The 17780-nt window shown below is 65.8% G+C and carries 22 protein-coding genes, 1 other RNA gene and 2 pseudogenes; 11 read left to right on the forward strand and 14 right to left on the reverse strand.

Features of this window, described 5'->3' with window-relative positions; genetic code table 11:
• Window position 1 precedes the first annotated feature (1 nt).
• Genes ACYVD0_RS04300 through ACYVD0_RS04320 form a run of 5 tightly spaced genes read left to right on the forward strand, consistent with a single transcriptional unit; the run spans window position 2 to window position 2921 of the window.
• The gene (locus ACYVD0_RS04300; protein ID WP_460425657.1) at window positions 2–331 is read left to right on the forward strand and encodes a cation:proton antiporter subunit C; all 330 of its coding nucleotides are present in this window, start codon (window positions 2–4) and stop codon (window positions 329–331) included.
• Window positions 328–1830, forward strand: a complete 1503-nt coding sequence (locus ACYVD0_RS04305) for a monovalent cation/H+ antiporter subunit D (RefSeq protein ID WP_460425658.1) — start codon at window positions 328–330, stop codon at window positions 1828–1830. Before ACYVD0_RS04300 ends, ACYVD0_RS04305 begins: the two co-directional genes overlap by 4 nt.
• Window positions 1827–2330 (forward strand): Na+/H+ antiporter subunit E, encoded by a 504-nt coding sequence (locus ACYVD0_RS04310; RefSeq protein ID WP_460425659.1) that lies wholly within the window; start codon window positions 1827–1829, stop codon window positions 2328–2330. Before ACYVD0_RS04305 ends, ACYVD0_RS04310 begins: the two co-directional genes overlap by 4 nt.
• Window positions 2315–2584, forward strand: a complete 270-nt coding sequence (locus ACYVD0_RS04315) for a cation:proton antiporter subunit F (RefSeq protein WP_460425660.1) — start codon at window positions 2315–2317, stop codon at window positions 2582–2584. Before ACYVD0_RS04310 ends, ACYVD0_RS04315 begins: the two co-directional genes overlap by 16 nt.
• A 10-nt stretch (window positions 2585–2594) precedes the next feature.
• Window positions 2595–2921 carry a cation:proton antiporter gene (locus ACYVD0_RS04320; protein WP_460425661.1) on the forward strand — a complete coding sequence of 109 codons (327 nt, stop codon included), beginning with the start codon at window positions 2595–2597 and terminating at the stop codon, window positions 2919–2921.
• Between the two features lie 4 nt (window positions 2922–2925).
• On the opposite strand, the gene ACYVD0_RS04325 is transcribed toward ACYVD0_RS04320, so the two are convergent.
• Window positions 2926–3597, reverse strand: coding sequence for a COG3650 family protein (locus ACYVD0_RS04325; protein WP_460425662.1), 672 nt, complete (start codon window positions 3595–3597; stop codon window positions 2926–2928).
• Between the two features lie 177 nt (window positions 3598–3774).
• Here ACYVD0_RS04325 and ACYVD0_RS04330 point away from each other — a divergent pair, with 177 nt between their 5' ends.
• Window positions 3775–4137 carry a DUF5064 family protein gene (locus tag ACYVD0_RS04330; RefSeq protein ID WP_460425663.1) on the forward strand — a complete coding sequence of 121 codons (363 nt, stop codon included), beginning with the start codon at window positions 3775–3777 and terminating at the stop codon, window positions 4135–4137.
• A gap of 24 nt (window positions 4138–4161) precedes the next feature.
• Here ACYVD0_RS04330 and ACYVD0_RS04335 read toward each other — a convergent pair whose 3' ends face one another.
• From ACYVD0_RS04335 to ACYVD0_RS04355, 5 genes are all read right to left on the reverse strand, one after another.
• Window positions 4162–4863 (reverse strand): ABC transporter ATP-binding protein, encoded by a 702-nt coding sequence (locus tag ACYVD0_RS04335; RefSeq protein WP_460425664.1) that lies wholly within the window; start codon window positions 4861–4863, stop codon window positions 4162–4164.
• Window positions 4863–5630 carry a high-affinity branched-chain amino acid ABC transporter ATP-binding protein LivG gene (gene livG / locus ACYVD0_RS04340; RefSeq protein WP_460425702.1) on the reverse strand — a complete coding sequence of 256 codons (768 nt, stop codon included), beginning with the start codon at window positions 5628–5630 and terminating at the stop codon, window positions 4863–4865. The genes ACYVD0_RS04335 and livG overlap by 1 nt, the downstream gene beginning before the upstream one ends.
• 5 nt (window positions 5631–5635) lie before the next feature.
• Window positions 5636–6880, reverse strand: a complete 1245-nt coding sequence (locus tag ACYVD0_RS04345) for a high-affinity branched-chain amino acid ABC transporter permease LivM (protein WP_460425665.1) — start codon at window positions 6878–6880, stop codon at window positions 5636–5638.
• A complete protein-coding gene (gene livH, locus ACYVD0_RS04350) occupies window positions 6877–7800 on the reverse strand; it encodes an ABC transporter permease (RefSeq protein ID WP_460425666.1) in 924 nt (307 codons plus the stop codon). The genes ACYVD0_RS04345 and livH overlap by 4 nt, the downstream gene beginning before the upstream one ends.
• 148 nt (window positions 7801–7948) lie before the next feature.
• Window positions 7949–9070, reverse strand: coding sequence for a branched-chain amino acid ABC transporter substrate-binding protein (locus tag ACYVD0_RS04355; RefSeq protein ID WP_460425667.1), 1122 nt, complete (start codon window positions 9068–9070; stop codon window positions 7949–7951).
• Between the two features lie 173 nt (window positions 9071–9243).
• On the opposite strand from ACYVD0_RS04355, the gene ACYVD0_RS04360 reads away from it, so the two are divergent.
• Entirely contained in the window at window positions 9244–9561 is a 318-nt protein-coding gene (locus ACYVD0_RS04360; RefSeq protein ID WP_460425668.1) for a DUF2288 domain-containing protein, read from the forward strand.
• A 9-nt stretch (window positions 9562–9570) separates the two neighbouring features.
• Here ACYVD0_RS04360 and phnE read toward each other — a convergent pair whose 3' ends face one another.
• The 5 genes from phnE to ACYVD0_RS04385 all read right to left on the reverse strand — a co-directional run bounded on the left by phnE (window position 9571) and on the right by ACYVD0_RS04385 (window position 13420).
• Window positions 9571–10338, reverse strand: a complete 768-nt coding sequence (phnE, locus tag ACYVD0_RS04365; RefSeq protein ID WP_460425669.1) for a PhnE/PtxC family ABC transporter permease — start codon at window positions 10336–10338, stop codon at window positions 9571–9573.
• The gene (locus ACYVD0_RS04370) at window positions 10335–11165 is read right to left on the reverse strand and encodes a PhnE/PtxC family ABC transporter permease (protein ID WP_460425670.1); all 831 of its coding nucleotides are present in this window, start codon (window positions 11163–11165) and stop codon (window positions 10335–10337) included. Before ACYVD0_RS04370 ends, phnE begins: the two co-directional genes overlap by 4 nt.
• Window positions 11159–11959: a phosphonate ABC transporter ATP-binding protein gene (locus ACYVD0_RS04375; RefSeq protein WP_460425671.1), complete on the reverse strand. Its 801-nt coding sequence runs from the start codon at window positions 11957–11959 to the stop codon at window positions 11159–11161. The genes ACYVD0_RS04370 and ACYVD0_RS04375 overlap by 7 nt, the downstream gene beginning before the upstream one ends.
• Window positions 11956–12807: a phosphonate/selenate family ABC transporter substrate-binding protein gene (locus tag ACYVD0_RS04380; RefSeq protein ID WP_460425672.1), complete on the reverse strand. Its 852-nt coding sequence runs from the start codon at window positions 12805–12807 to the stop codon at window positions 11956–11958. Before ACYVD0_RS04380 ends, ACYVD0_RS04375 begins: the two co-directional genes overlap by 4 nt.
• A gap of 229 nt (window positions 12808–13036) precedes the next feature.
• Window positions 13037–13420: a diacylglycerol kinase gene (locus ACYVD0_RS04385; protein WP_460425673.1), complete on the reverse strand. Its 384-nt coding sequence runs from the start codon at window positions 13418–13420 to the stop codon at window positions 13037–13039.
• 116 nt (window positions 13421–13536) lie between these two features.
• Here ACYVD0_RS04385 and ACYVD0_RS04390 point away from each other — a divergent pair, with 116 nt between their 5' ends.
• Window positions 13537–14325 (forward strand): hydroxypyruvate isomerase family protein, encoded by a 789-nt coding sequence (locus tag ACYVD0_RS04390; RefSeq protein ID WP_460425674.1) that lies wholly within the window; start codon window positions 13537–13539, stop codon window positions 14323–14325.
• Between the two features lie 149 nt (window positions 14326–14474).
• Here the strand turns inward: ACYVD0_RS04390 and ACYVD0_RS04395 are convergent.
• Window positions 14475–14606: pseudogene (locus tag ACYVD0_RS04395) on the reverse strand (transposase); the annotation flags it as partial.
• Between ACYVD0_RS04395 and ACYVD0_RS04400 the strand changes: the two are divergent.
• Complete coding sequence (locus tag ACYVD0_RS04400; RefSeq protein ID WP_460425705.1) at window positions 14565–14795, forward strand: helix-turn-helix domain-containing protein; 231 nt, start codon at window positions 14565–14567, stop codon at window positions 14793–14795. The pseudogene ACYVD0_RS04395 and the gene ACYVD0_RS04400 sit on opposite strands and share 42 nt — an antisense overlap.
• Complete coding sequence (locus ACYVD0_RS04405) at window positions 14773–14955, forward strand: winged helix-turn-helix domain-containing protein (RefSeq protein WP_460425675.1); 183 nt, start codon at window positions 14773–14775, stop codon at window positions 14953–14955. Before ACYVD0_RS04400 ends, ACYVD0_RS04405 begins: the two co-directional genes overlap by 23 nt.
• Window positions 14956–15463: 508 nt before the next feature.
• Here the strand turns inward: ACYVD0_RS04405 and ACYVD0_RS04410 are convergent.
• Both ACYVD0_RS04410 and ACYVD0_RS04415 read right to left on the reverse strand, forming a co-directional pair.
• Window positions 15464–16522, reverse strand: coding sequence for an acyltransferase family protein (locus ACYVD0_RS04410; RefSeq protein WP_460425676.1), 1059 nt, complete (start codon window positions 16520–16522; stop codon window positions 15464–15466).
• A 68-nt stretch (window positions 16523–16590) separates the two neighbouring features.
• Window positions 16591–16936 (reverse strand): annotated as a pseudogene (locus ACYVD0_RS04415) (hypothetical protein); the annotation flags it as partial.
• Between the two features lie 621 nt (window positions 16937–17557).
• Between ACYVD0_RS04415 and ffs the strand changes: the two are divergent.
• Window positions 17558–17654, forward strand: an RNA gene (ffs, locus tag ACYVD0_RS04420) — signal recognition particle sRNA small type.
• Window positions 17655–17780 lie beyond the last annotated feature (126 nt).

Consider the following 17780-nt stretch of genomic DNA (forward strand, 5'->3'; position numbering starts at 1 on the left):
TATGGAGGCACTGTTTGCCATCGCCCTCGGTGTGCTGACCGCCAGCGGCGTGTACCTGCTACTGCGGGCGCGGATCTTTCCGGTGGTGCTGGGGCTGACCCTGATTTCCTATGCGGTGAACCTGTTTCTTTTCGCCATGGGCCGGCTTGGCACCGGCATGGCTCCGGTGCTCGGCAGGAGCGCCGAGTACATCGACCCCCTGCCGCAGGCGCTGGTGCTCACCGCCATTGTCATCGGCTTCGCCATGACCGCCTTCGTGGTGGTGTTGGCGCTGCGTGGCTTGGGCGAGCTGCGCAGCGATCACGTCGACGGGGAGGAGCCTGGCCAATGAATCATGCGCTGATCCTGCCGATCCTCCTGCCGCTGTTCGCCGGTAGCCTGCTGCTCTTCGGTCACAGCCTGGACTTGGCGCGCAAGCGGCTGTTCTCCCTGGTCGCCACCTGGGCACTGCTGCCGCTGGCCCTGTGGCTGCTCGTCCTGGCCAGCGACGACCAGTTGCGCGTCTATGCGCTGGGCGACTGGCGACCACCGTTCGGCATCATTCTCATGCTCGACCGGCTGAGCGCGCTGATGCTGCTGGTCACGGCGCTGCTGGCCGGTTGTGCGGTGCTCTACGCAGTGCGCGGCGACGACGAGCGCGGGCCGAACTTCCATGCCCTGTTCCAGTTCCAGCTGCTAGGCATCAACGGCGCCTTTCTCACCGCCGACCTGTTCAATCTGTTCGTATTCTTCGAGATCCTGCTGATCGCCTCCTACGCGCTGCTGCTGCACGGCAACGGTCCGGCACGGGTGCGCTCAGGGATGCACTACGTGCTGCTCAACCTGCTCGGCTCGTCGTTCTTCTTGATCGGTGTGGGCACCCTCTACGGCCTGACCGGCACCCTGAATATGGCCGACCTGGCCCGCCAGGTGGCTGCCGCCGACCCGGAGCAGGCGCCGCTGCTGGCGACTGCCGGCTATCTGCTGCTGGTGGTGTTCGGTCTCAAGGCAGCCGTCCTGCCGCTGTATTTCTGGCTACCGCGCGCCTATGCCGCGGCCAGCGCACCGGTGGCGGCGCTGTTCGCGATCATGACCAAGGTCGGCTTGTATGCCATCCTGCGGATATTCACCCTGATCTTCGGCACCGAAGCCGGTGCGCTGGCCAATCTGGCGCAGCCCTGGCTCTGGCCGATAGCCGCCATGACCCTCGCCGCCGGAGTGTTCGGCGCCTTGGCGGCGCGCAACCTGCAGATACAGCTGGCCTATCTGGTGGTGGTCTCGGTCGGCACCCTGCTGGCCGGCATCGCGCTGGGCAGTGCCGAAGGTTTTGCCGCGGCACTCTACTACCTGCTACACAGCACCCTGATCGCCGGTGGGCTGTTTCTCCTCGCCGATCTGATCGCCCGCCAGCGCGGCGAGCTGGGCTGCGAACTGCAGCATGGGCCGACCCTGCGTCAGCCGCTGCTGCTGGGTGGGCTGTTCTTCTTCGCAGCGATCTCGGTGGCCGGTCTACCGCCGCTCTCAGGCTTCCTCGGCAAGCTGATGCTGCTGCGTGCGGTGCCGACCGGTTATCCGGCGTTGCTGATATGGCCGGTGATCCTGATCGGCGGGCTGGGCCTGATGATAGCCCTCAGCCGTTCCGGCAGCACCCTGTTCTGGCGCACCTCGGGGGCGCCGGTGGCCGATGCCGATGCCGACCGCCTGCGCACCCTGGCCTGCGCCGGCCTGCTGCTCGGCGGCCTGCTGCTGGTCTTGGCGGCCGCGCCGGTGCAGGCTTACGTGCAGGCCACGGCGCGGCAGTTGCTGGATCTTTCGCCCTATTTGCAGATCGGCATGGGAGGTGCCGCATGAAGGCGCTGCGCTGGTTGCCGCATCCGGCCCTGAGCCTGTTGCTGACATTCATCTGGCTGATGCTGGTGAACACCCTGAACCTCGGCCATCTGCTGCTGGGCGCCTTTCTCGGCTGGGCGATCCCGCTGCTCTGCCGTGACTTCCTGATCCAGGTGCCACGGGTGCGCCAGCCGCTCAAGCTGGGCCTTTTCGTCCTCAAGGTGTTCGCCGACATCCTGGTCGCCAACCTGCTTGTGGCGAAGCTGGTGCTGGGGCCGAAGGAGAGCCTGCATCCGGCCTTCGTTGAAGTGCCCATGGCCATTGAGGACCAATTCCTCCTCTCGGTGCTGACCAGCATCATTTCCCTGACGCCCGGCACCGTTTCCGCCGCCCTCAGCCCTGACCGCCGGACGCTGCTGCTGCACGCCCTGGACGCGTCGGACACTGAGGCCCTTGTCGCCGAGGTGAAGAGTCGCTATGAAGCGCCCCTGCTGGAGATATTCCAATGCTCGCCTACGTGATCCCCTTCTGCCTGGTCATCATCGGTGTGGCGGTGGTCCTCAACCTGCTGCGCCTGTTAGAGGGACCCAGCCTGCCGGACCGGGTGCTGGCGCTGGACACCTTGTACATCAACGCCCTGGCCCTGCTCGTGCTGTTCGGCATCTGGCTCGGCTCGGACCTGTTCTTCGAGGCGGCGCTGCTGATCGCAGTGATGGGCTTCGTCGGTACCGTAGCGGTGGGCAAGTATCTGCTGCACGGCGATATCATTGATTGAGAGGTTGCCCATGCCATTCTGGATCGAAGCCTTGATTTCCCTCTTCCTGGTCATCGGCAGCCTGTTCGCGCTGATCGGCGCCATCGGCCTGTATCGCCTGCCGGACTTCTTCACCCGCTTGCACGGCCCGACCAAGGCCACCACCCTGGGGGTGGGTGGCATGGTGATTGCCTCGATGATCTTCTTCGGCAGCCGTTCGGAAGGGCTGAGCCTGCACGAGCTGCTGATCACTCTGTTCCTCTTCATCACCGCGCCGGTCAGCGCACACATGCTGGCCAAGGCGGCGATGCAGAAGAAGCTGCCGCTGACCGAGCGGACCCGCGGCAGGCCTTGGTAGCGGCTCAGTCTTCGCGGCCGCCGCCGAAATAGGCACAGCCGCGCTGCACTTCGCCATGAAGGCGCAGTTCGGCGCTCAGGTGATGAACCGCGCCGCTCATGGAGTCGACGCAGCGCTGTGGCGCCACCCAGAGCTGCAGGCTCCGTCCATCGGCTTCGCTGGTCAGGTTCAGTGCGCCGCCGGGCAGTCGCTCCTCCAGATAGGGCAGGGCCAGGGGCGGCTGATCGGGACGCTGCAGCAAGAGCCCACGGGTGCCGACACTGACGCTCCAGAACGGCTCGTTGCCCGTCGCGCGGAGGATCACCCGGCGGAAATCGGGATCTTGGCAGCCGCGCCCGCCAAGTTCCAGGCGATAGAGCCGATTTAGTTCGAAGCGTCCGTCGACGGCTGGTTTATCGCTGGCGCCGAGGATACCGCGCAGGTCGGCGAACAGTGGATCGCTACCGCCACCCTGCAGCCCGCGGACCTCCTCGGCCAGGCCGAGGTCGCCAGCGTCGACCAGGACGAAGCGGCGCTGCTCGTCGCACGGGCGCAGCAGCAGATCGCCGTCGCGCACGCTCAACTCGCCCTGCAGACGGACCTGTTCGACCTTGGGAGCGCGGTTTTCTCCGGCGAACAGTTGGCAACCTGTAAGCAACGGCAGAAGGCAATACAAGAGGGTACGGACAAGGCGCATTGGCGGTCTCCTGGAAGGGGCGCCCACGTTAACCAGAGGCCCTGCCAATCACAAGCCTGGCGACGAGCCGGCGGGGGCCTGTAGCCGTGCGCTGTCTACACTGAGCGCAGGCGAGGTCCTGCCGATCCTTGGCACGGGGCTTCAGTGTTCGGTTTTCCACCCTGCGAGGAGGCTCCCATGTTCAAACCGGGTCACCTGCATCGCGAGCAGCTGCCGGATGAGTCCAACCGGCAGACATTCATCTACGACGTGTATTACGAGGTGCGTGAAGAGCCCGGGAAGGGCCGGGTGCTGCACATGCGCATGGAGGGCGAGATCGACGGCAAGTCCTTTGCGGAGGAATGCGAGCTGCCCCGCGACATGGCCTTCGACTTCATGAACGAGCTTACCCGGATCGCTGTGCGCAACGGCCTGCATCCGCGCTTTGGTCCGATCCTGCGCGAGCATAATGAATACGACGCCGTGTTCCAGGACATACGCAACAAGCTGGGGCTGCATCCGGGGGACCCGATCGATCTCAGCCACCTCCCCGGGCGGTAATACCGTCCCGCTGGTCGCCGCGGCTCAGCCGCCCAGATAGGCCTCGCACACCCGCGCGTCGCCGAGCAACTGCTCGCCGCTGCCCTGCATGACGATCCGCCCGTTCTCCAGCACGTAGCCGCGGTCGGCCAGCTTCAGCGCCTGGTTGGCGTTCTGCTCGACCAGAAAGACCGTCACACCTTCCGCGCGCAACTGCTCGATAATCGCGAAGATCTGCTGGATGACCAGCGGCGCCAGGCCCAGGGAGGGTTCGTCGAGCAGCAGCAGGCGTGGCCGGCCCATCAGCGCGCGGCCGATGGCGAGCATCTGCTGCTCGCCGCCGGACAGGGTGCCGCCGCGCTGGGCATAGCGCTCCTTCAGCCGCGGGAAGAGTTCCAGTACCCGCTCGAGCTGTTCCTCGAAGGTGTCCTGGGCGGTGAAGAAGCCGCCCATGGCGAGGTTTTCCTCCACCGTCAGACGGGCGAAGATGCGCCGGCCCTCGGGGACCACGGCGATGCCCTTGCGCATGATCGCGCTGGTGTCCTGGCCGACCAACTCCTCGCCGCGGTAGCGGATGCTCCCGGCACTGGCCCGCGGCGTGCCGCAGAGGGTCATCAGGAGGGTCGACTTGCCGGCGCCGTTGGCGCCGATCAGGGTGACGATTTCGCCCTCGCGGACCTCCAGGCTCACTCCGTGGAGCGCCTGGATCTTGCCGTAGCAGGTGGAGACGTTGTCGAAAGTCAGCATCAGGCTTCTCCCAGATAGGCCTTGATCACCTCGGGATGGCAGCGGATCTGTGCCGGCGTGCCCTCGGCCAGCGGGCGGCCCTGGTTGATCGCCACGATCCGGTCGGAAATGCCCATCACCAGCGGCATGTCGTGCTCGATCAGCAGCACGCCGAGACCGTGCTCGTCGCGCAAGAGGCCGATCAGCGCCTTGAGGTCTTCGGTTTCCCGCGGGTTGAGGCCGGCCGCCGGCTCGTCGAGCATCAGCAGGCGCGGGCGGGTCATCATGCAGCGGGCGATTTCCAGGCGGCGCTGCTGGCCGTAGGCGAGGATGCCGGCGAGGCGGTTGGCGCAGTCCGCCAGCCCGACCCGCTCCAGCCAGTCGTGGGCGAGCTCCAGGGCCTGGCGTTCGCTGCGGCGGAAGGCCGGGGTCTTCAGCAGTCCGGCGAAGAAGTTGGTGTTCAGGTGGCGGTGCTGGGCCACCAGCAGATTCTCCAGCGCGGTCATCTCCCTGAACAGGCGGACGTTCTGGAAGGTCCGCACCACGCCTTTGCGGGCGATCCGGTGGCCCGGCAGGCCGTGGATCGGCTCGCCGTCAAGGAGGATCTTTCCGGCGCTGGGCCTGTAGAAGCCGGTCAGGCAGTTGAACACCGTGGTCTTGCCGGCGCCGTTTGGGCCGATCATCGAAACGACCTGCCGCTCGCCGAGGCTCAGGCCCACGCCGTCGACCGCCAGCAGGCCGCCGAAGCGCATGGCCAGATCGCGCACTTCCAGCAGCGGGCGCAGCAGCGCGCTCATGGCTTGAGCTCCAGGTGCGGGCGCTGCATGGGCAGCAGGCCCTGGGGCCGCCAGATCATCATCAGCACCAGCAGGGCGCCGAACAGCAGCATGCGGTACTCGCTGAACTCGCGCATCAGCTCGGGGAGCAGGATCATCACCACCGCGGCGAGGATCACCCCCAGCTGCGAGCCCATGCCGCCCAGCACGACGATGGCGAGGATCACCGCCGACTCGATGAAGGTGAAGGATTCGGGCGTCACCAGCCCCTGGCGGGCGGCGAAGAAGCTGCCGGCGAAACCGGCGAAGCAGGCACCCAGGGTGAAGGCGGAGAGCTTGATGACGGTGGGGTTGAGGCCCAGGGCGCGGCAGGCGATCTCGTCCTCGCGCAGGGCTTCCCAGGCGCGGCCGATGGGCATGCGCAGCAGGCGGTTGATGACGAACAGGGTGAGCAGCACCAGCATGAGGGCAATCAGGTAGAGGAAGATCACCTTGTTCGCCGACTCGTAGGGCAGGCCGAAGAAGCCGTGGAAGGTCTGCAGGCCTTCGGGGGCGCGGCGCTCGAAGGTCAGGCCGAAGAGGGTCGGCTTGTCGATGCCACCGATGCCGTTGGGGCCGCCGGTGATCTCTGTGAGGTTGCGCAAAAGGATGCGGATGATTTCGCCGAAGCCCAGGGTGACGATGGCCAGGTAGTCGCCGCGCAGGCGCAGCACCGGAAAGCCGAGCAGGAAGCCGAACAGCGCGGCCATCGCCCCGGCGATCGGCAGGCAGGTCCAGAAGCCCAGGCCGAAATAGTGGGAGAGCAGGGCGTAGCTGTAGGCTCCGACCGCGTAGAAGCCGACGTAGCCGAGATCGAGCAGGCCGGCCAGGCCGACCACGATGTTCAGGCCGAGGCCGAGCATCGCGTAGATGAGGATCAGGGTGGCCAGGTCCACCGCGCCGCGCGAGGCGAAGAACGGCCAGGCCAGGGCCAGCACCAGCAGGGCGAGCAGGCCCCAGCGCTGGGTCGAGGGCAGGGTGAGGAAGTTTTTCACGCGGCCCGGCACGCCGGGCAGCGACGGCGCTCCGGCCCAGAGGGCGGCGAGGCGGTCGCGCCAGAGCTGCCAGCAGAACATGCCGATAGCCGCGGCGGCGATGCTCCAGAGCACCGTCGGGCTGGCGTTGTGTACTTCCAGCTTGATGCCCACGGTGGTGAGCTTCAGGCCGAGCACCGGCCAAGCTACGGCGAGCACCAGCAAGGCGCTGAAGACGGCGGTTTTCATACCTTTTCCACCTCTGGATGGCCGAGGATGCCGGTCGGCCGGAACAGCAGCACCAGTACCAGCAGGCTGAAGGCCACCACGTCCTTGTACGGATCGCCGAACAGGTCGGCGCCGAACGCCTCGGCGACGCCCAGCAGCAGGCCGCCGAGCATGGCGCCGGGAATGCTGCCGATGCCGCCGAGCACCGCGGCGGTAAAGGCCTTGATTCCGGCAAGAAAGCCCATCTGCGGGTTGATCACCCCGTACTGCAGGCCCAGCAGCACCGCCGCCACCGCGGCCAGGGCGGCGCCGATGATGAAGGTCAGGGCGATGATCCGGTGGGTGTCGATGCCGAGCAGGCTGGCCATCTTCAGATCCTCGGCGCAGGCGCGGCAGGCGCGGCCGAGGCGTGAGCGGGAGATGAACAGGCTGAGGCCGAGCATGACCAGCAGGGTGACGACGAAGATGAGGATCTGCATCCAGGAGATCACTACACCATGCATGGCGCTCTCGCCGATGACGAAGTTGCCCGGCAGCAGGCTGGGGATCGCCTTGTCGCGAGAGTTCTGGGCCAGCAGGACCTCGTTCTGCAAGAAGATCGACATGCCGATCGCCGAGATCAACGGAATCAGTCGGCCGCTGCCGCGTAGCGGGCGATAGGCGATGCGCTCGATGCTGTAGCCGTAGGCGCTGGCGACCACGATGCTCGCGGCGAAGGCGGCGACCATCAGCAGCGGCAGGCTATCCAGACCGAGCATGGATAGTCCGGCAATGGCGATGAAGGCCACGTAGGAGGCGATCATGTATACCTCGCCGTGGGCGAAGTTGATCATCCCGATGATGCCATAGACCATGGTGTAGCCGATGGCGATCAGCGCATAGGTGCTGCCGACCGTCAGGCCGTTCACCAGCTGTTGCAGGTAGTGGTAGAGCTCGGGCATTGCCTGGTTCCTCGAAGCCCACGCCGGGCGCAGACACATTCACTCGTCGATTTTCGCGGCCTTGGGAATCGTAGGGTGGGTTAGGCCGCAGGCCGTAACCCACCAATGGCACCGCAGGTGCCGCCTTTGCAGACGGGGTGGGCTCGAGCTACTCGACCAGCGTTTTGGTTGCATCCTGATGCCACTCGTAGACCTCGAAGCCGAAGTCCTTCAGATCGCCCTTGGCGTCGAAGGCCAGGCTGCCGGTCACCGTGTCGAAGGTGTTGCCGTGCAGGGCTTGGGCTACCGCCTCGGGATCGCTGCTGCCGGCCTTGGCGATGCCCTGGGCGATCAGCTGCACGGCGGCGTAGGCGGGGAATACGAAGGGGCCGCTGGGATCCTGGTTCTTGGCCTTGAAGGCCTCGACCAGCGCCTGGTTCCGCGGGTCCCGGTCGAAGGCGCGCGGCAGGGTGAGCAGCAGCCCCTCGGAGGCCGCTCCGGCGATGGCGGAAAGCTCCTTGTTGCCGACCCCTTCCGGCCCCATGAAGCGCACCTTCAGGCCCTTTTCCGCGGACTGACGCAGCAGTAGGCCGAGTTCCGGGTGGTAGCCGCCGAAGTAGACGAAATCGACGCCGGCCTGCTTGAGCTTGGCGATCATCGACGAGAAGTCCTTGTCGCCGGCGTTGATGCCCTCGAACAGCGCCACCTCGACGCCCTTGTCCTGCAGGGTCTTCCTGACCGCGCTGGCGATGCCTTCGCCGTACTGCTGCTTGTCGTGCAGCACCGCGACGCGCTTAGGTCCGATCCGCTCGGCGATGAAGTTGCCGGCGGTCGGCCCCTGCAGGCTGTCCAGGCCGATGGTGCGGAAGATCAGCTGATAACCCTGGGCGGTGATCTGCGGGCTGGTCGCGGCGGGGGTGATCATCAGCACGCCCTCGTCCTCGTAGATGTCCGCGGCGGGCTGGGTCGAACTGGAGCAGAGGTGGCCGACGACGAAGGCGATGCTGTCGTTGACGATCTTGTTGGCCACCGCGACGGCCTGCTTGGGATCGCAGGCATCGTCGTAGACCACGCCCTCGAGGGGCTGGCCGTTCACCCCGCCGGCCTGGTTGATCCGCTCGATGGCCAGCTTCGCACCGATGAACTGCATGTCGCCGTACTGCGCCACGGGGCCGGTGACCGGTCCGGCCAGGGCGATGCGGACCGGCTCGGCGGCGGTTGCATGGACTGCGGCTCCCGCCAGCGTCAGGGCGGCGAACAGCCGGGAAAGATGTCGGGTGGCCTTGTGCATACTGCTCCTCGTTATTCTGTCGTTGCGGTGGACCGCTCTGGACCGGTCCCTTCTGCCAAGCGTTGCGGCACAGTGTAAGGTGACGCTTTGCCGCTTGGGAACCTTACCGGCCCGGGCTTGCCTGGCCCGACCGCGCCGCTATGATGGCGCCCCTTCCGCCCGGTGAATTTTCCATGACAGACACGACCAACCCCTTCTACGCCAAGCTGCTCGGCGAAACGGCTCGAATCAGCTGGGAGGAACTGCAACCCTTCTTCGCCCGTGGCGCTTTGCTCTGGGTGGCTGGCGAGGTGGATCTGGTGGCGGTGGCGCTGGCCGTCGCCGAGGACGATCAGGCCAGCGTGGCTGCCTGGCTGACCAGCGGCCAGCTGGCGAAGCTGGAAGAGACCCGCGCCGAAGACCTGCTCGCCCGAGACCCGCCGCTCTGGGCGGTGGTGGTGGCGCCCTGGGTGCTGGTGCAGGAGCGCAGCGGGGAGCCGGAGCGGCATTGAGCCGCCAGGCTATCCCTGTACCCAGCGCTGGCGGCCCCAGCCGCTCAGCGCGTCGACCCCCAGCACTAGCAGAAGCATGGCGAGGATCACCGTGGAGGCCTGGGCCTCCTGGAACAGGCTGAGGCTCAGGTAGAGCATCTGCCCCAGCCCGCCGGCGCCGACGAAACCCAGCACGCTGGCCATGCGGATGTTGTTCTCCCAGCGGTACAGCGTGTAGGCCAGGAGCTGCGGCCAGACACCCGGCAGAGTACCGTAGCAGAACGCCGTGATCCGCCCGCCGCCGGCCAGGCGCACGGCTTCGGCAGGTTCGCCGGGGGTGTTTTCCAGCGCTTCGGCGAACAGCCGGCCGAGCACCCCGGCGGTATGCAGGGCTAGCGCCAGGGTGCCGGCATTCGGGCCGAGGCCGGCAGCCAGCACCATCAGCGCGGCCCAGACCAGTTCCGGAATCGCCCGCAGGGCATTGAGCAGCAGACGGGCGGCGCTGGTCGCCAGCATCCCGCAGCGTCCGCTGGCGAGCAGCGCCAGCAGCAGGCCGAGGAGGGCGGCGAGCAGGGTGCCGATGGCCGACATGGCCAGTGTCTCCAGGGCGCCGCGGCCGATGGCCAGCAGGTGCGCCGGGGACAGGTCTGGGTGCAGGAAGCCGCCGGCGTAGTCGCCCATCTGCTGCAGACTGTTCGCTCCGAACAGCGCGCCAAGGTCTATCTCCAGGTAGCCGAAGGAGGCCGCGACGGCTGCCAGCAGTCCCAGCAGGAGGAGGGCGTTGCCCTGGCGCCTCATGTCAGCCTCCCGCGCAGCAGACGGCTCAGTTGATCGGCCAGCAGCACCAGCAGGAGGAAGGTCAGCAGCATGCTGGCCACCTCGCCGCCGGCGAACATGCGCATCGACAGGTCGATCTGCTGTCCCAGCCCGCCGGCGCCGACGAAACCCATCACCACCGAGGCGCGGATCGCGCATTCCCAGCGGTAGACGGTGTAGGAGAGCATCTCCGCTGCGGCGTTGGGCAGGATGCCGTAGAGGAAGGCGGCCAGCCGCGGAGTGCCGCTACCGAGCAGGGCGCGCGTCGGACGCGGATCGACCGACTCGAAGATCTCCGCGTAGACCTTGCCGAGCATGCCGGCATAGGTGATAGCGATGGCCAGCACCCCGGCGCTCGGACCGAGCCCCACAGCGCGCACGAAGAGCAGCGCCCAAACGATCTCCGGCACGCTGCGCAGGACGATCAGGAGGCCGCGCACCGGCCAGCGCAGCAGGGCGCCCCACCAGGCCGGACGGCCGCCGCGGTGCACGGCTGAGAGCGACAGGGCGCGGCTGGCGAGCAGCGCGGCGGGCAGGGCGATGAGCAGCGCCAGGCTCATGCCGGCGGTGGCGATGGCCAGGGTTTCCAGGGTCGCCCGGCCGAGCAGATCGAGAAACTCGCGGCCGTGCTCCGGCGGCCAGAAGGCGGCGACGAAACTGCCCATGGTGGCGGCGCTGTCGCCATGGAACAGCACGCCCAGGTCCAGCTCGCTGAGCGACAGCCCCGGCCACAGCAGGGCTAGCGCCAGCAGGGTGAGCAACAGGCGCGGCAGGGCGGCGGGGTCGCGGGGAGCGGCGCGGGTCAGCATCGGGGAGTCTGCACGTTGTGCGGGGTGGCCGGCGGGAAATACGGGGCCTGCAGCTGTTCGTTGGCGTAGAGCGCGTCCAACTCGGCCTGGGTGAGCGCCTCGGCCGGACGATCGAAGACCAGCCGTCCTTCGCGCACCCCCAGGATGCGCGGGAAATGCGCCAGCGCCAGGTCCACCGCATGCAGGCTGGCGAGCAGGGCGATGCCGCGGCGCCCGGCCTCCTCGTTCAGTACGGCCAGGGTATGTCCAGCGAGCACCGGGTCCATGGCCGAAACCGGCTCGTCGGCGAGGATCAGTTCCGGCTCCTGGTAGAGCACGCGGGCGATGCCGACCCGCTGCAGCTGGCCGCCGGAGAGTTGGTCGCAGTGCTCGAACAGCTTCTCGGCAAGGTCCAGACGCGCCAGGGCTGCGCTCGCACCGGCGGTATCCAGCGGATGCAGCAGGTTGAGCAGGCTCCTGCCCAGGGGCCACTGGCCGAGCCGGCCGGCCAGTACCGCCGTGACCACCCGCTGGCGCGGCGGCAGGGGCGGCGCCTGATGGATCAGGCCGATGCGTGCGCGCAGCCTCTGCCGGGCCGCAGCGGAGAGGCGCCAGGGATCTGTGCCGAGCACCTCGATCCGGCCGGCGGCGGGTTTCAGGGCAGTGGCGAGCAGGCGCAGCAGGCTGGTCTTGCCAGCGCCGGACGGCCCGATGATCGCTACCCGTTCGCCGGGGGCGACTTTCAGTTCGATATCGCTCAGCGCAACCTGGCCGTTGGCGTGGGTCAGACCCACGCCGGACAGGTTCAGCGTCACTTCAGCAGGCCTGCGGCGCGCGCCGCTTCCTCAATGCCCTCGTAGTTTTCCGGCTTGGTCTCGATAAAGCGGCTGGCCGCCTGCAGGTCGAGGATCTCCTTGTGCTCCGGCTTGGCCGGGTCGAGGGCGAGGAAGGCCTGCTTGATCTTCGCGGTCAGCTCGGGGTCGAGGGTGCCGCGCACCGTCCAGTTGTAGTCGTAGTAGGTCGGGGTGGTGGCGAACACCTTGACCTTGTTGGTATCGACCTTGCCGGCCGTGACCAGCTTGTCCCACACCGAGGCGTTGAGCACGCCGGCGTCGACCTTGCCGGACTGCACCCAGGCGACGGTGGCGTCGTGCGCGCCGGAGTAGGCCACACGGCTGAAGAACTCTTCCGGCTTGATCCCATCCTTGAGCATGAAGTAGCGCGGCATCAGGCTGCCTGAGGTGGAGGACACGGAGCCGAAGGCGAAGGTCTTGCCCTTGAGATCCTGCAGGGATTTCACCGCTGGATCGGCGCTGATGAACTTGCTGGTGAACTTCTCGTCCTGCTCGCGCTGCACCAGCGGGACGGCGTTGCCGGTCTTCAGGCGGGTCTGTACGAAGGTGAAGCCGCCCAGCCAGGCCAGGTCCACGCGGTCGGCGGCCAGCGCCTCGACCACTGCGGCATAGTCGGCCACCGGCACGAACTTCACCGGCATGCCCAGCTCTTGTTCCAGATAGGCGCCGAGCGGCTTGAACTTGCGCAGCAGCTCGGTGGGAGCCTCATCGGGAATCGCCGAGACGTTGAGCACGTCGGCAGCCTGGGAAAAAACGCTGGACAGGGACAGGGCAAAGCCGGCGGCGAGCGCCAGGGTACGCTTGAGCATGGGGTTCTCCGGTTCAATAGCGGAAAAAAGGCGGGCGGATTATAGAGGAAGCGTGTAGCTCGCGGGCGAGCGCTGTGTCGCGGCGTTCGAGGGTGCATGGATGGACATGTCAAAGGGTGGGAGCTACTCGCTGGGGAGTTACAGCAGTTTCGTAGGATGGATTACGCCGCCATGCGGCTAATCCACCAACGGCACCATAGGTGCCGCCTTAGGGGCTGCTCCTGGGGAGTTACAGCAGGATCGTTGCCCAGACCGCGGCGATCAGCACCAGCGCGAGCAGCTGGGCAGCGCTGCCCATGTCCTTGGCCCGCTTGGAGAGGGGGTGCAGTTCCAGCGAGATGCGGTCGACGGTGGCCTCGATGGCCGAGTTGAGCAGCTCGACGATCGGCGCCAGCAGCACCGCGGCTATCAGCAGGGCACGTTCGACCCGGCTCACATCGAGCAGGCAAGCGACGGGGATCAGCAGCAGGTTCAGCATCACCAGCTGGCGGAAGGCTGCCTCACCAACGAAGGCGGCCTTGAGGCCGGCGAGGGAATAGCTGGTGGCATTGAGAATCCGGCGGAATCCTCTCTGGCCCTTCAGGGCCCGGCTGTCAAGCAGATTGGATGGCATGGAGGCGTCTCTGTGGCGAATGGCAGACCGCAGCGCGGCCGGTTGAGAGTAACCAGAACGAAGTGAAAAAAGCGTAACGCCACTAGACTGCAAGTTTCGACCAAAGGAGAAGAAGCATGCAGATCGCCGCCAACCTTTCTCTGCTGTTCAGCGAAAAACCGCTGCTCGGGCGCATCGTTTCCGCCGCCGCGGCGGGTTTTGACGGCGTGGAAATCCAGTTTCCCTATGAGGTTCCGGCCATTCGCCTGAAGGAGGAACTGGAGCGGGCCGGGTTGCCGCTGGTGCTGATCAACCTGCCGGTTGCCGATCTCCTGCAGGGGGGGGCCGGACTGGCGGCGGTATCGCATCGGCAGGCTGAATTCGATGCCGCGCTGCAACTGGCGTTGAGCTATGCCGCGATGATTCGGCCGGACTGCGTCAACATCCTGCCGGGCCGCTTGGCCGAGGGCGTGACGCGGGAGCAGGCGCTGGCGACCCTGAAGGCCAACTTGGCAAAGGCCGCCGAGGCCTTCGAGGTGCTCGGGATTTCTGTAGTCTGCGAGGCGATCAACCCGCTGGACATGCCGGGCTTTTTGATCAACACCGCCGAACAGCTGGACGCGCTGCTGCGCAGCGTGGGTCACCCTAATTGCCTGGCGCAACTGGACCTCTACCACATGGCCCGCCAGGGGCTGGACATCCCCGAGTGCATCGCGCGCCTGGCCGGCCGCATCGGCCACGTGCAGTTCGCCGATTGTCCGGGGCGGGGCGAGCCGGGCAGCGGCCAGGTGGATTTCGCCGCGGCGCTGGCTGCCTTGCAGGCGAGCGGCTATCAGGGCTGGCTCGGCGCCGAATACCGCCCGGCCGGCGCGACCCTCGGCAGCCTGGCCTGGCTGGCGCGATGGCGGGCCGGGGATTATCGCTAGTAGCCTGTCGGACTTGAACTCATGAATAGGGAATCAATAGCGAAGGCGAAACGACTTGCTCACTATTCAGGCATTTCCAGGTATTTTGCTCCGAATTTCCTGAATTCGAGCGGGTTTAATCCATCTTTATGCACTTTGACGGATTTGTGGCGCAAAACGGCCATGCGTTTCAGGCTCCAGGCCAGGCACACTAGACGCCATTCACCGCTCACCTTGTCCTTGCCCCGCAGTAGGAAGTGATGAAAGTCCATGACCGATTTGATGATGCCGAACACCGGACGCAAGCTGACGATGGCGCAAGAGCGTTGGCGCAAGAGGTATGGCTGCAAGAGCAGATCGTGGGTTCGCTGCCAGGACAGTTGCAACTGCCGTTTGCGCTGTGGAGCCGTCCGCCCCTCAAGGTGCTGATCCGTCAGCAGTTTGGCGTAGAGGTGCAGGATCGCTTGCTTGGCAAGTACCTCAAAAGCTGAGGGCTATACGCCACAACGGCCTGTCAAGCGCGCCCTGAAGCAGAATCCGAAGGCGGTACGGGCGTGGTTGCAGGACATTTATCTCCGCCTTGCCGAGCGTGCCCGCACTGAAGGAGCGATCTATTGGGGCGACGAAACCGCCGTCAAGTATGCAGCTTAGCTAAGGTGTTTGAGGGCCTGGTTAATAAGCTTGCTAACGCCGGTCAGCGCGGTGTCCCTCGCAGTTGCCCCCTACAGGGAGGCAAGGAATGAAAAGGATCCCTCGTGGGCGTGGTCGGCCTTGCCGCGGCGCTCAGCGCCTGCTCGTCCAATGAGAAGGAGGGTCTCGGTGCGCCGCCTACAGTCGACCCACGGTGCCGCGCAGGCCAGGCCAGCGCCCAGGACGATCGGGCCAGCGCCTAGCAAGATCAGTCGAACGTGGACCAGTCCAGGCCGCACCGTCACAGCAGTGCGCCGCTGGCAAGATCGGCGAGTACGTCGGCCAGCGCGGCGACGCTGCACTCTATGCCAGGCTGCTCGAGGGCAGCGGCACGTGCCAGCAGCGCGTGCTGACTCTGCACACGGCGGCGACCATGGACATCGTGGTGACCGGCTCAGCATCTGGCTCGACGACAACGACATGATCACCGGATTCGACTGTGGCTGACCCCGGCTTCCACGCCGTCGTTTCAGGGGGAACACTCGGGTCCGGCCTTGGCGCTCGCCGGCGCCGGACGAGAGAGCCCGAGTCGGTGTTTGAGTCGGCGGGAGAGGCCCATCTCGATGTAGGTGAAGCTGAGCCAGGAGCCGAGGGCAATCACCGGCACGCAGAGCGCCAGGGTCAGGTAGGGGTCGAGGTCGAGCCGCTGGTTGAGTAGGTAGGCGCCGCACCACAGCACGATGACGTGCAGCAGGTAGACCGAATAGGACCAATCACCGAGGTTCTTGAGCAGCTGATTGCCACTGAACAGTCGCTCCATGCTGATCAAGGCTGCGACCAGCACCGCGCTGGGGACACCCCAGGTGAGCAAGCGGTAAGGATGCTGGTCGTCGAACCGGAGAATCATCGCGGTCGCGCCCGCTGCGATCAGCGCAGGTGCCAGCAGCACCCGGCCCGACAGCGCTGGCAGCCAGCCGCGGCGGTAGATCACCGCCAGGCCGATGCCGAGAAGGAATTCGTAGATCACCGAGTTGGTGTAGAAGCTCGACACGAACGGCTGATGAGCCAGCCAGCCGCCCAGCGTGACCACCAACAGGGCGGTGACCCATACCCGATGACGTTGACCGGCGAACAGCGACAGCGCGAACAGGGTGTAGAACATCATCTCGAAGTTCAGCGTCCAGCCCACCGGCAGGATCGGGTAGAAGCCGAAGCCGCCGGGATTCTGGGCCGGAATGAACAATAGCGACTTGAGCAGTGCGATCGGATCGACTGCATAGACTGGCATCACCCGGGCGTCGAAATAGATGATCGCGGCGGTGAGCAGAGTGAATATCCAGTAGGCGGGCACGATGCGGATCAAGCGATCGAGCATGAAGCGTTTCGAGGCGATCGGCTTGCCGGCGCTGGCAAGGTAGATGACGAAGCCGCTGATTACGAAGAAGATGTCGACGCCGACCTGGCCGCGGGTGGAGAGCAGGTGTCCGGTGAGGGTGTCGGCCTTGAAGTCGAAGAACACCTGCATGAAATGGTGGAAGACTACAAGCCACGCGGCGAAGGCTCGCAGTGCCTGGATCGATACCAGCATAGGCAAAAGGGTCCCTTGTCGTGCTGATCCCGAGTGATCATGCCAATGGACCACCCTGAGGAGTTGATCTATCCAGAAACCAGGGTTTTGCCTTGGTTTCTACGTTTTATGGGCGCGTCTCGTTCATACCCTAGTAGCTGTTTCCTGACCATCCACAAGTTCGACGGGGCGAACAGCGTGACCAACTGAGCCGTATTCTTCGCCAAGCCACGGAAGCGTACCTTCACGTAGCCAGACTGCCGCTTGATCACCTGGAACGGGGCTCCTGCTTGGCATGTACCTTTCCCGATCTTGCGTTTGGCTTTGTACAGGGCGCTACGCTTGCCCAGTTTCCTGTAAGTACCGCACCATGCGCCGATCTGCCAAATGACCCCTGCGTCCCTGATGCTCTTGGCACTTCTCCACACCGATATGCGCCTTCAGTCGGGTAAAGTAGGAATGTTACCACTCCTGCCTCCCCTGGGAGCCGTACATGAGAGTCGCCCCTCATACGGCTCAAGCTTCTCTGCAGCCGGATGACTGGCCTACCTGACGGTGTGCGCTCCTGTGCTCCTAAAGCGTCCATACGGGGTCGAACGGATTCGCCGCGCTGCATATCTTAACGTGTCGCACGATCGGAACACTGGCTGCGGCAAAAAGCCAGCCGGGCTGGCCAGGAGTTCTTCCGCATCGCCATCGAGCAGTCGCCGGCCCATTACGATGCTGCCTGGCAGAACCTCGACCGCCGTGCGCGACTTCGGCATCGGCCAGGCAGGGAGTAGCGGGGAGCTCATGCCGAGCAATTCTCTGGTGTAATGAAACTGTGAATTTCATGGCTGCGAGCCGCCGACGCCGGCACTTGCGTAACCGGTTTTGCGGCTTGCCCCAGGCCAGCTGGCTGACGATTCTTTGGGGCGCCCGCTGCGTGAGCGGCCACTCCCGTGGCAGCAAGTAACTGTCGTCAAACGCTTTCCTCTCATGCGACGGTTGTAACTTGCGAACAAGCCGGTACAATGGCGCTGGCTCGCCAGCTGGCGGGTGTCGTTATGGTGGTCCTGCCGGTCCCCCCGCAACGATCAGCCGTGAACCCGGTCAGACCCGGAAGGGAGCAGCCGTAGCGGTGACATCGTGTGCCGGGGTGTGGCTGGTGGGATCACCTCCAGTTTCCTGTCTTCCCCGCCTCTTTCCTTCCTTCTCAAAGCCAGACGAGTTTCTTTCCCGCGCCCTTGTCCTGCCTGAGTCGGCAGGGCGGATGCAATTTGCATTCTGCTCCGCTAGC

It is taken from the genome of Azotobacter armeniacus, from assembly GCF_054779355.1.

What these genes read in the sequence shown, in the direction of transcription:
- phnE (WP_460425669.1), bottom strand. Translation starts at nt 10,338, where the DNA reads ATGAGGCGCCAGGGCAACGCCCTCCTCCTGCTGGGACTGCTGGCAGCC.
- ACYVD0_RS04310 (WP_460425659.1), top strand. Translation starts at nt 1,827, where the DNA reads ATGAAGGCGCTGCGCTGGTTGCCGCATCCGGCCCTGAGCCTGTTGCTG.
- ACYVD0_RS04335 (WP_460425664.1), bottom strand. Translation starts at nt 4,863, where the DNA reads ATGCTGACTTTCGACAACGTCTCCACCTGCTACGGCAAGATCCAGGCG.
- ACYVD0_RS04325 (WP_460425662.1), bottom strand. Translation starts at nt 3,597, where the DNA reads ATGCGCCTTGTCCGTACCCTCTTGTATTGCCTTCTGCCGTTGCTTACA.
- ACYVD0_RS04410 (WP_460425676.1), bottom strand. Translation starts at nt 16,522, where the DNA reads ATGCTGGTATCGATCCAGGCACTGCGAGCCTTCGCCGCGTGGCTTGTA.
- ACYVD0_RS04345 (WP_460425665.1), bottom strand. Translation starts at nt 6,880, where the DNA reads ATGAAAACCGCCGTCTTCAGCGCCTTGCTGGTGCTCGCCGTAGCTTGG.
- ACYVD0_RS04320 (WP_460425661.1), top strand. Translation starts at nt 2,595, where the DNA reads ATGCCATTCTGGATCGAAGCCTTGATTTCCCTCTTCCTGGTCATCGGC.
- ACYVD0_RS04360 (WP_460425668.1), top strand. Translation starts at nt 9,244, where the DNA reads ATGACAGACACGACCAACCCCTTCTACGCCAAGCTGCTCGGCGAAACG.
- ACYVD0_RS04380 (WP_460425672.1), bottom strand. Translation starts at nt 12,807, where the DNA reads ATGCTCAAGCGTACCCTGGCGCTCGCCGCCGGCTTTGCCCTGTCCCTG.
- ACYVD0_RS04305 (WP_460425658.1), top strand. Translation starts at nt 328, where the DNA reads ATGAATCATGCGCTGATCCTGCCGATCCTCCTGCCGCTGTTCGCCGGT.
- ACYVD0_RS04330 (WP_460425663.1), top strand. Translation starts at nt 3,775, where the DNA reads ATGTTCAAACCGGGTCACCTGCATCGCGAGCAGCTGCCGGATGAGTCC.
- ACYVD0_RS04355 (WP_460425667.1), bottom strand. Translation starts at nt 9,070, where the DNA reads ATGCACAAGGCCACCCGACATCTTTCCCGGCTGTTCGCCGCCCTGACG.
- ACYVD0_RS04300 (WP_460425657.1), top strand. Translation starts at nt 2, where the DNA reads ATGGAGGCACTGTTTGCCATCGCCCTCGGTGTGCTGACCGCCAGCGGC.
- ACYVD0_RS04385 (WP_460425673.1), bottom strand. Translation starts at nt 13,420, where the DNA reads ATGCCATCCAATCTGCTTGACAGCCGGGCCCTGAAGGGCCAGAGAGGA.
- ACYVD0_RS04315 (WP_460425660.1), top strand. Translation starts at nt 2,315, where the DNA reads ATGCTCGCCTACGTGATCCCCTTCTGCCTGGTCATCATCGGTGTGGCG.
- ACYVD0_RS04400 (WP_460425705.1), top strand. Translation starts at nt 14,565, where the DNA reads ATGAAAGTCCATGACCGATTTGATGATGCCGAACACCGGACGCAAGCT.
- ACYVD0_RS04370 (WP_460425670.1), bottom strand. Translation starts at nt 11,165, where the DNA reads ATGCTGACCCGCGCCGCTCCCCGCGACCCCGCCGCCCTGCCGCGCCTG.
- livH (WP_460425666.1), bottom strand. Translation starts at nt 7,800, where the DNA reads ATGCCCGAGCTCTACCACTACCTGCAACAGCTGGTGAACGGCCTGACG.
- ACYVD0_RS04390 (WP_460425674.1), top strand. Translation starts at nt 13,537, where the DNA reads ATGCAGATCGCCGCCAACCTTTCTCTGCTGTTCAGCGAAAAACCGCTG.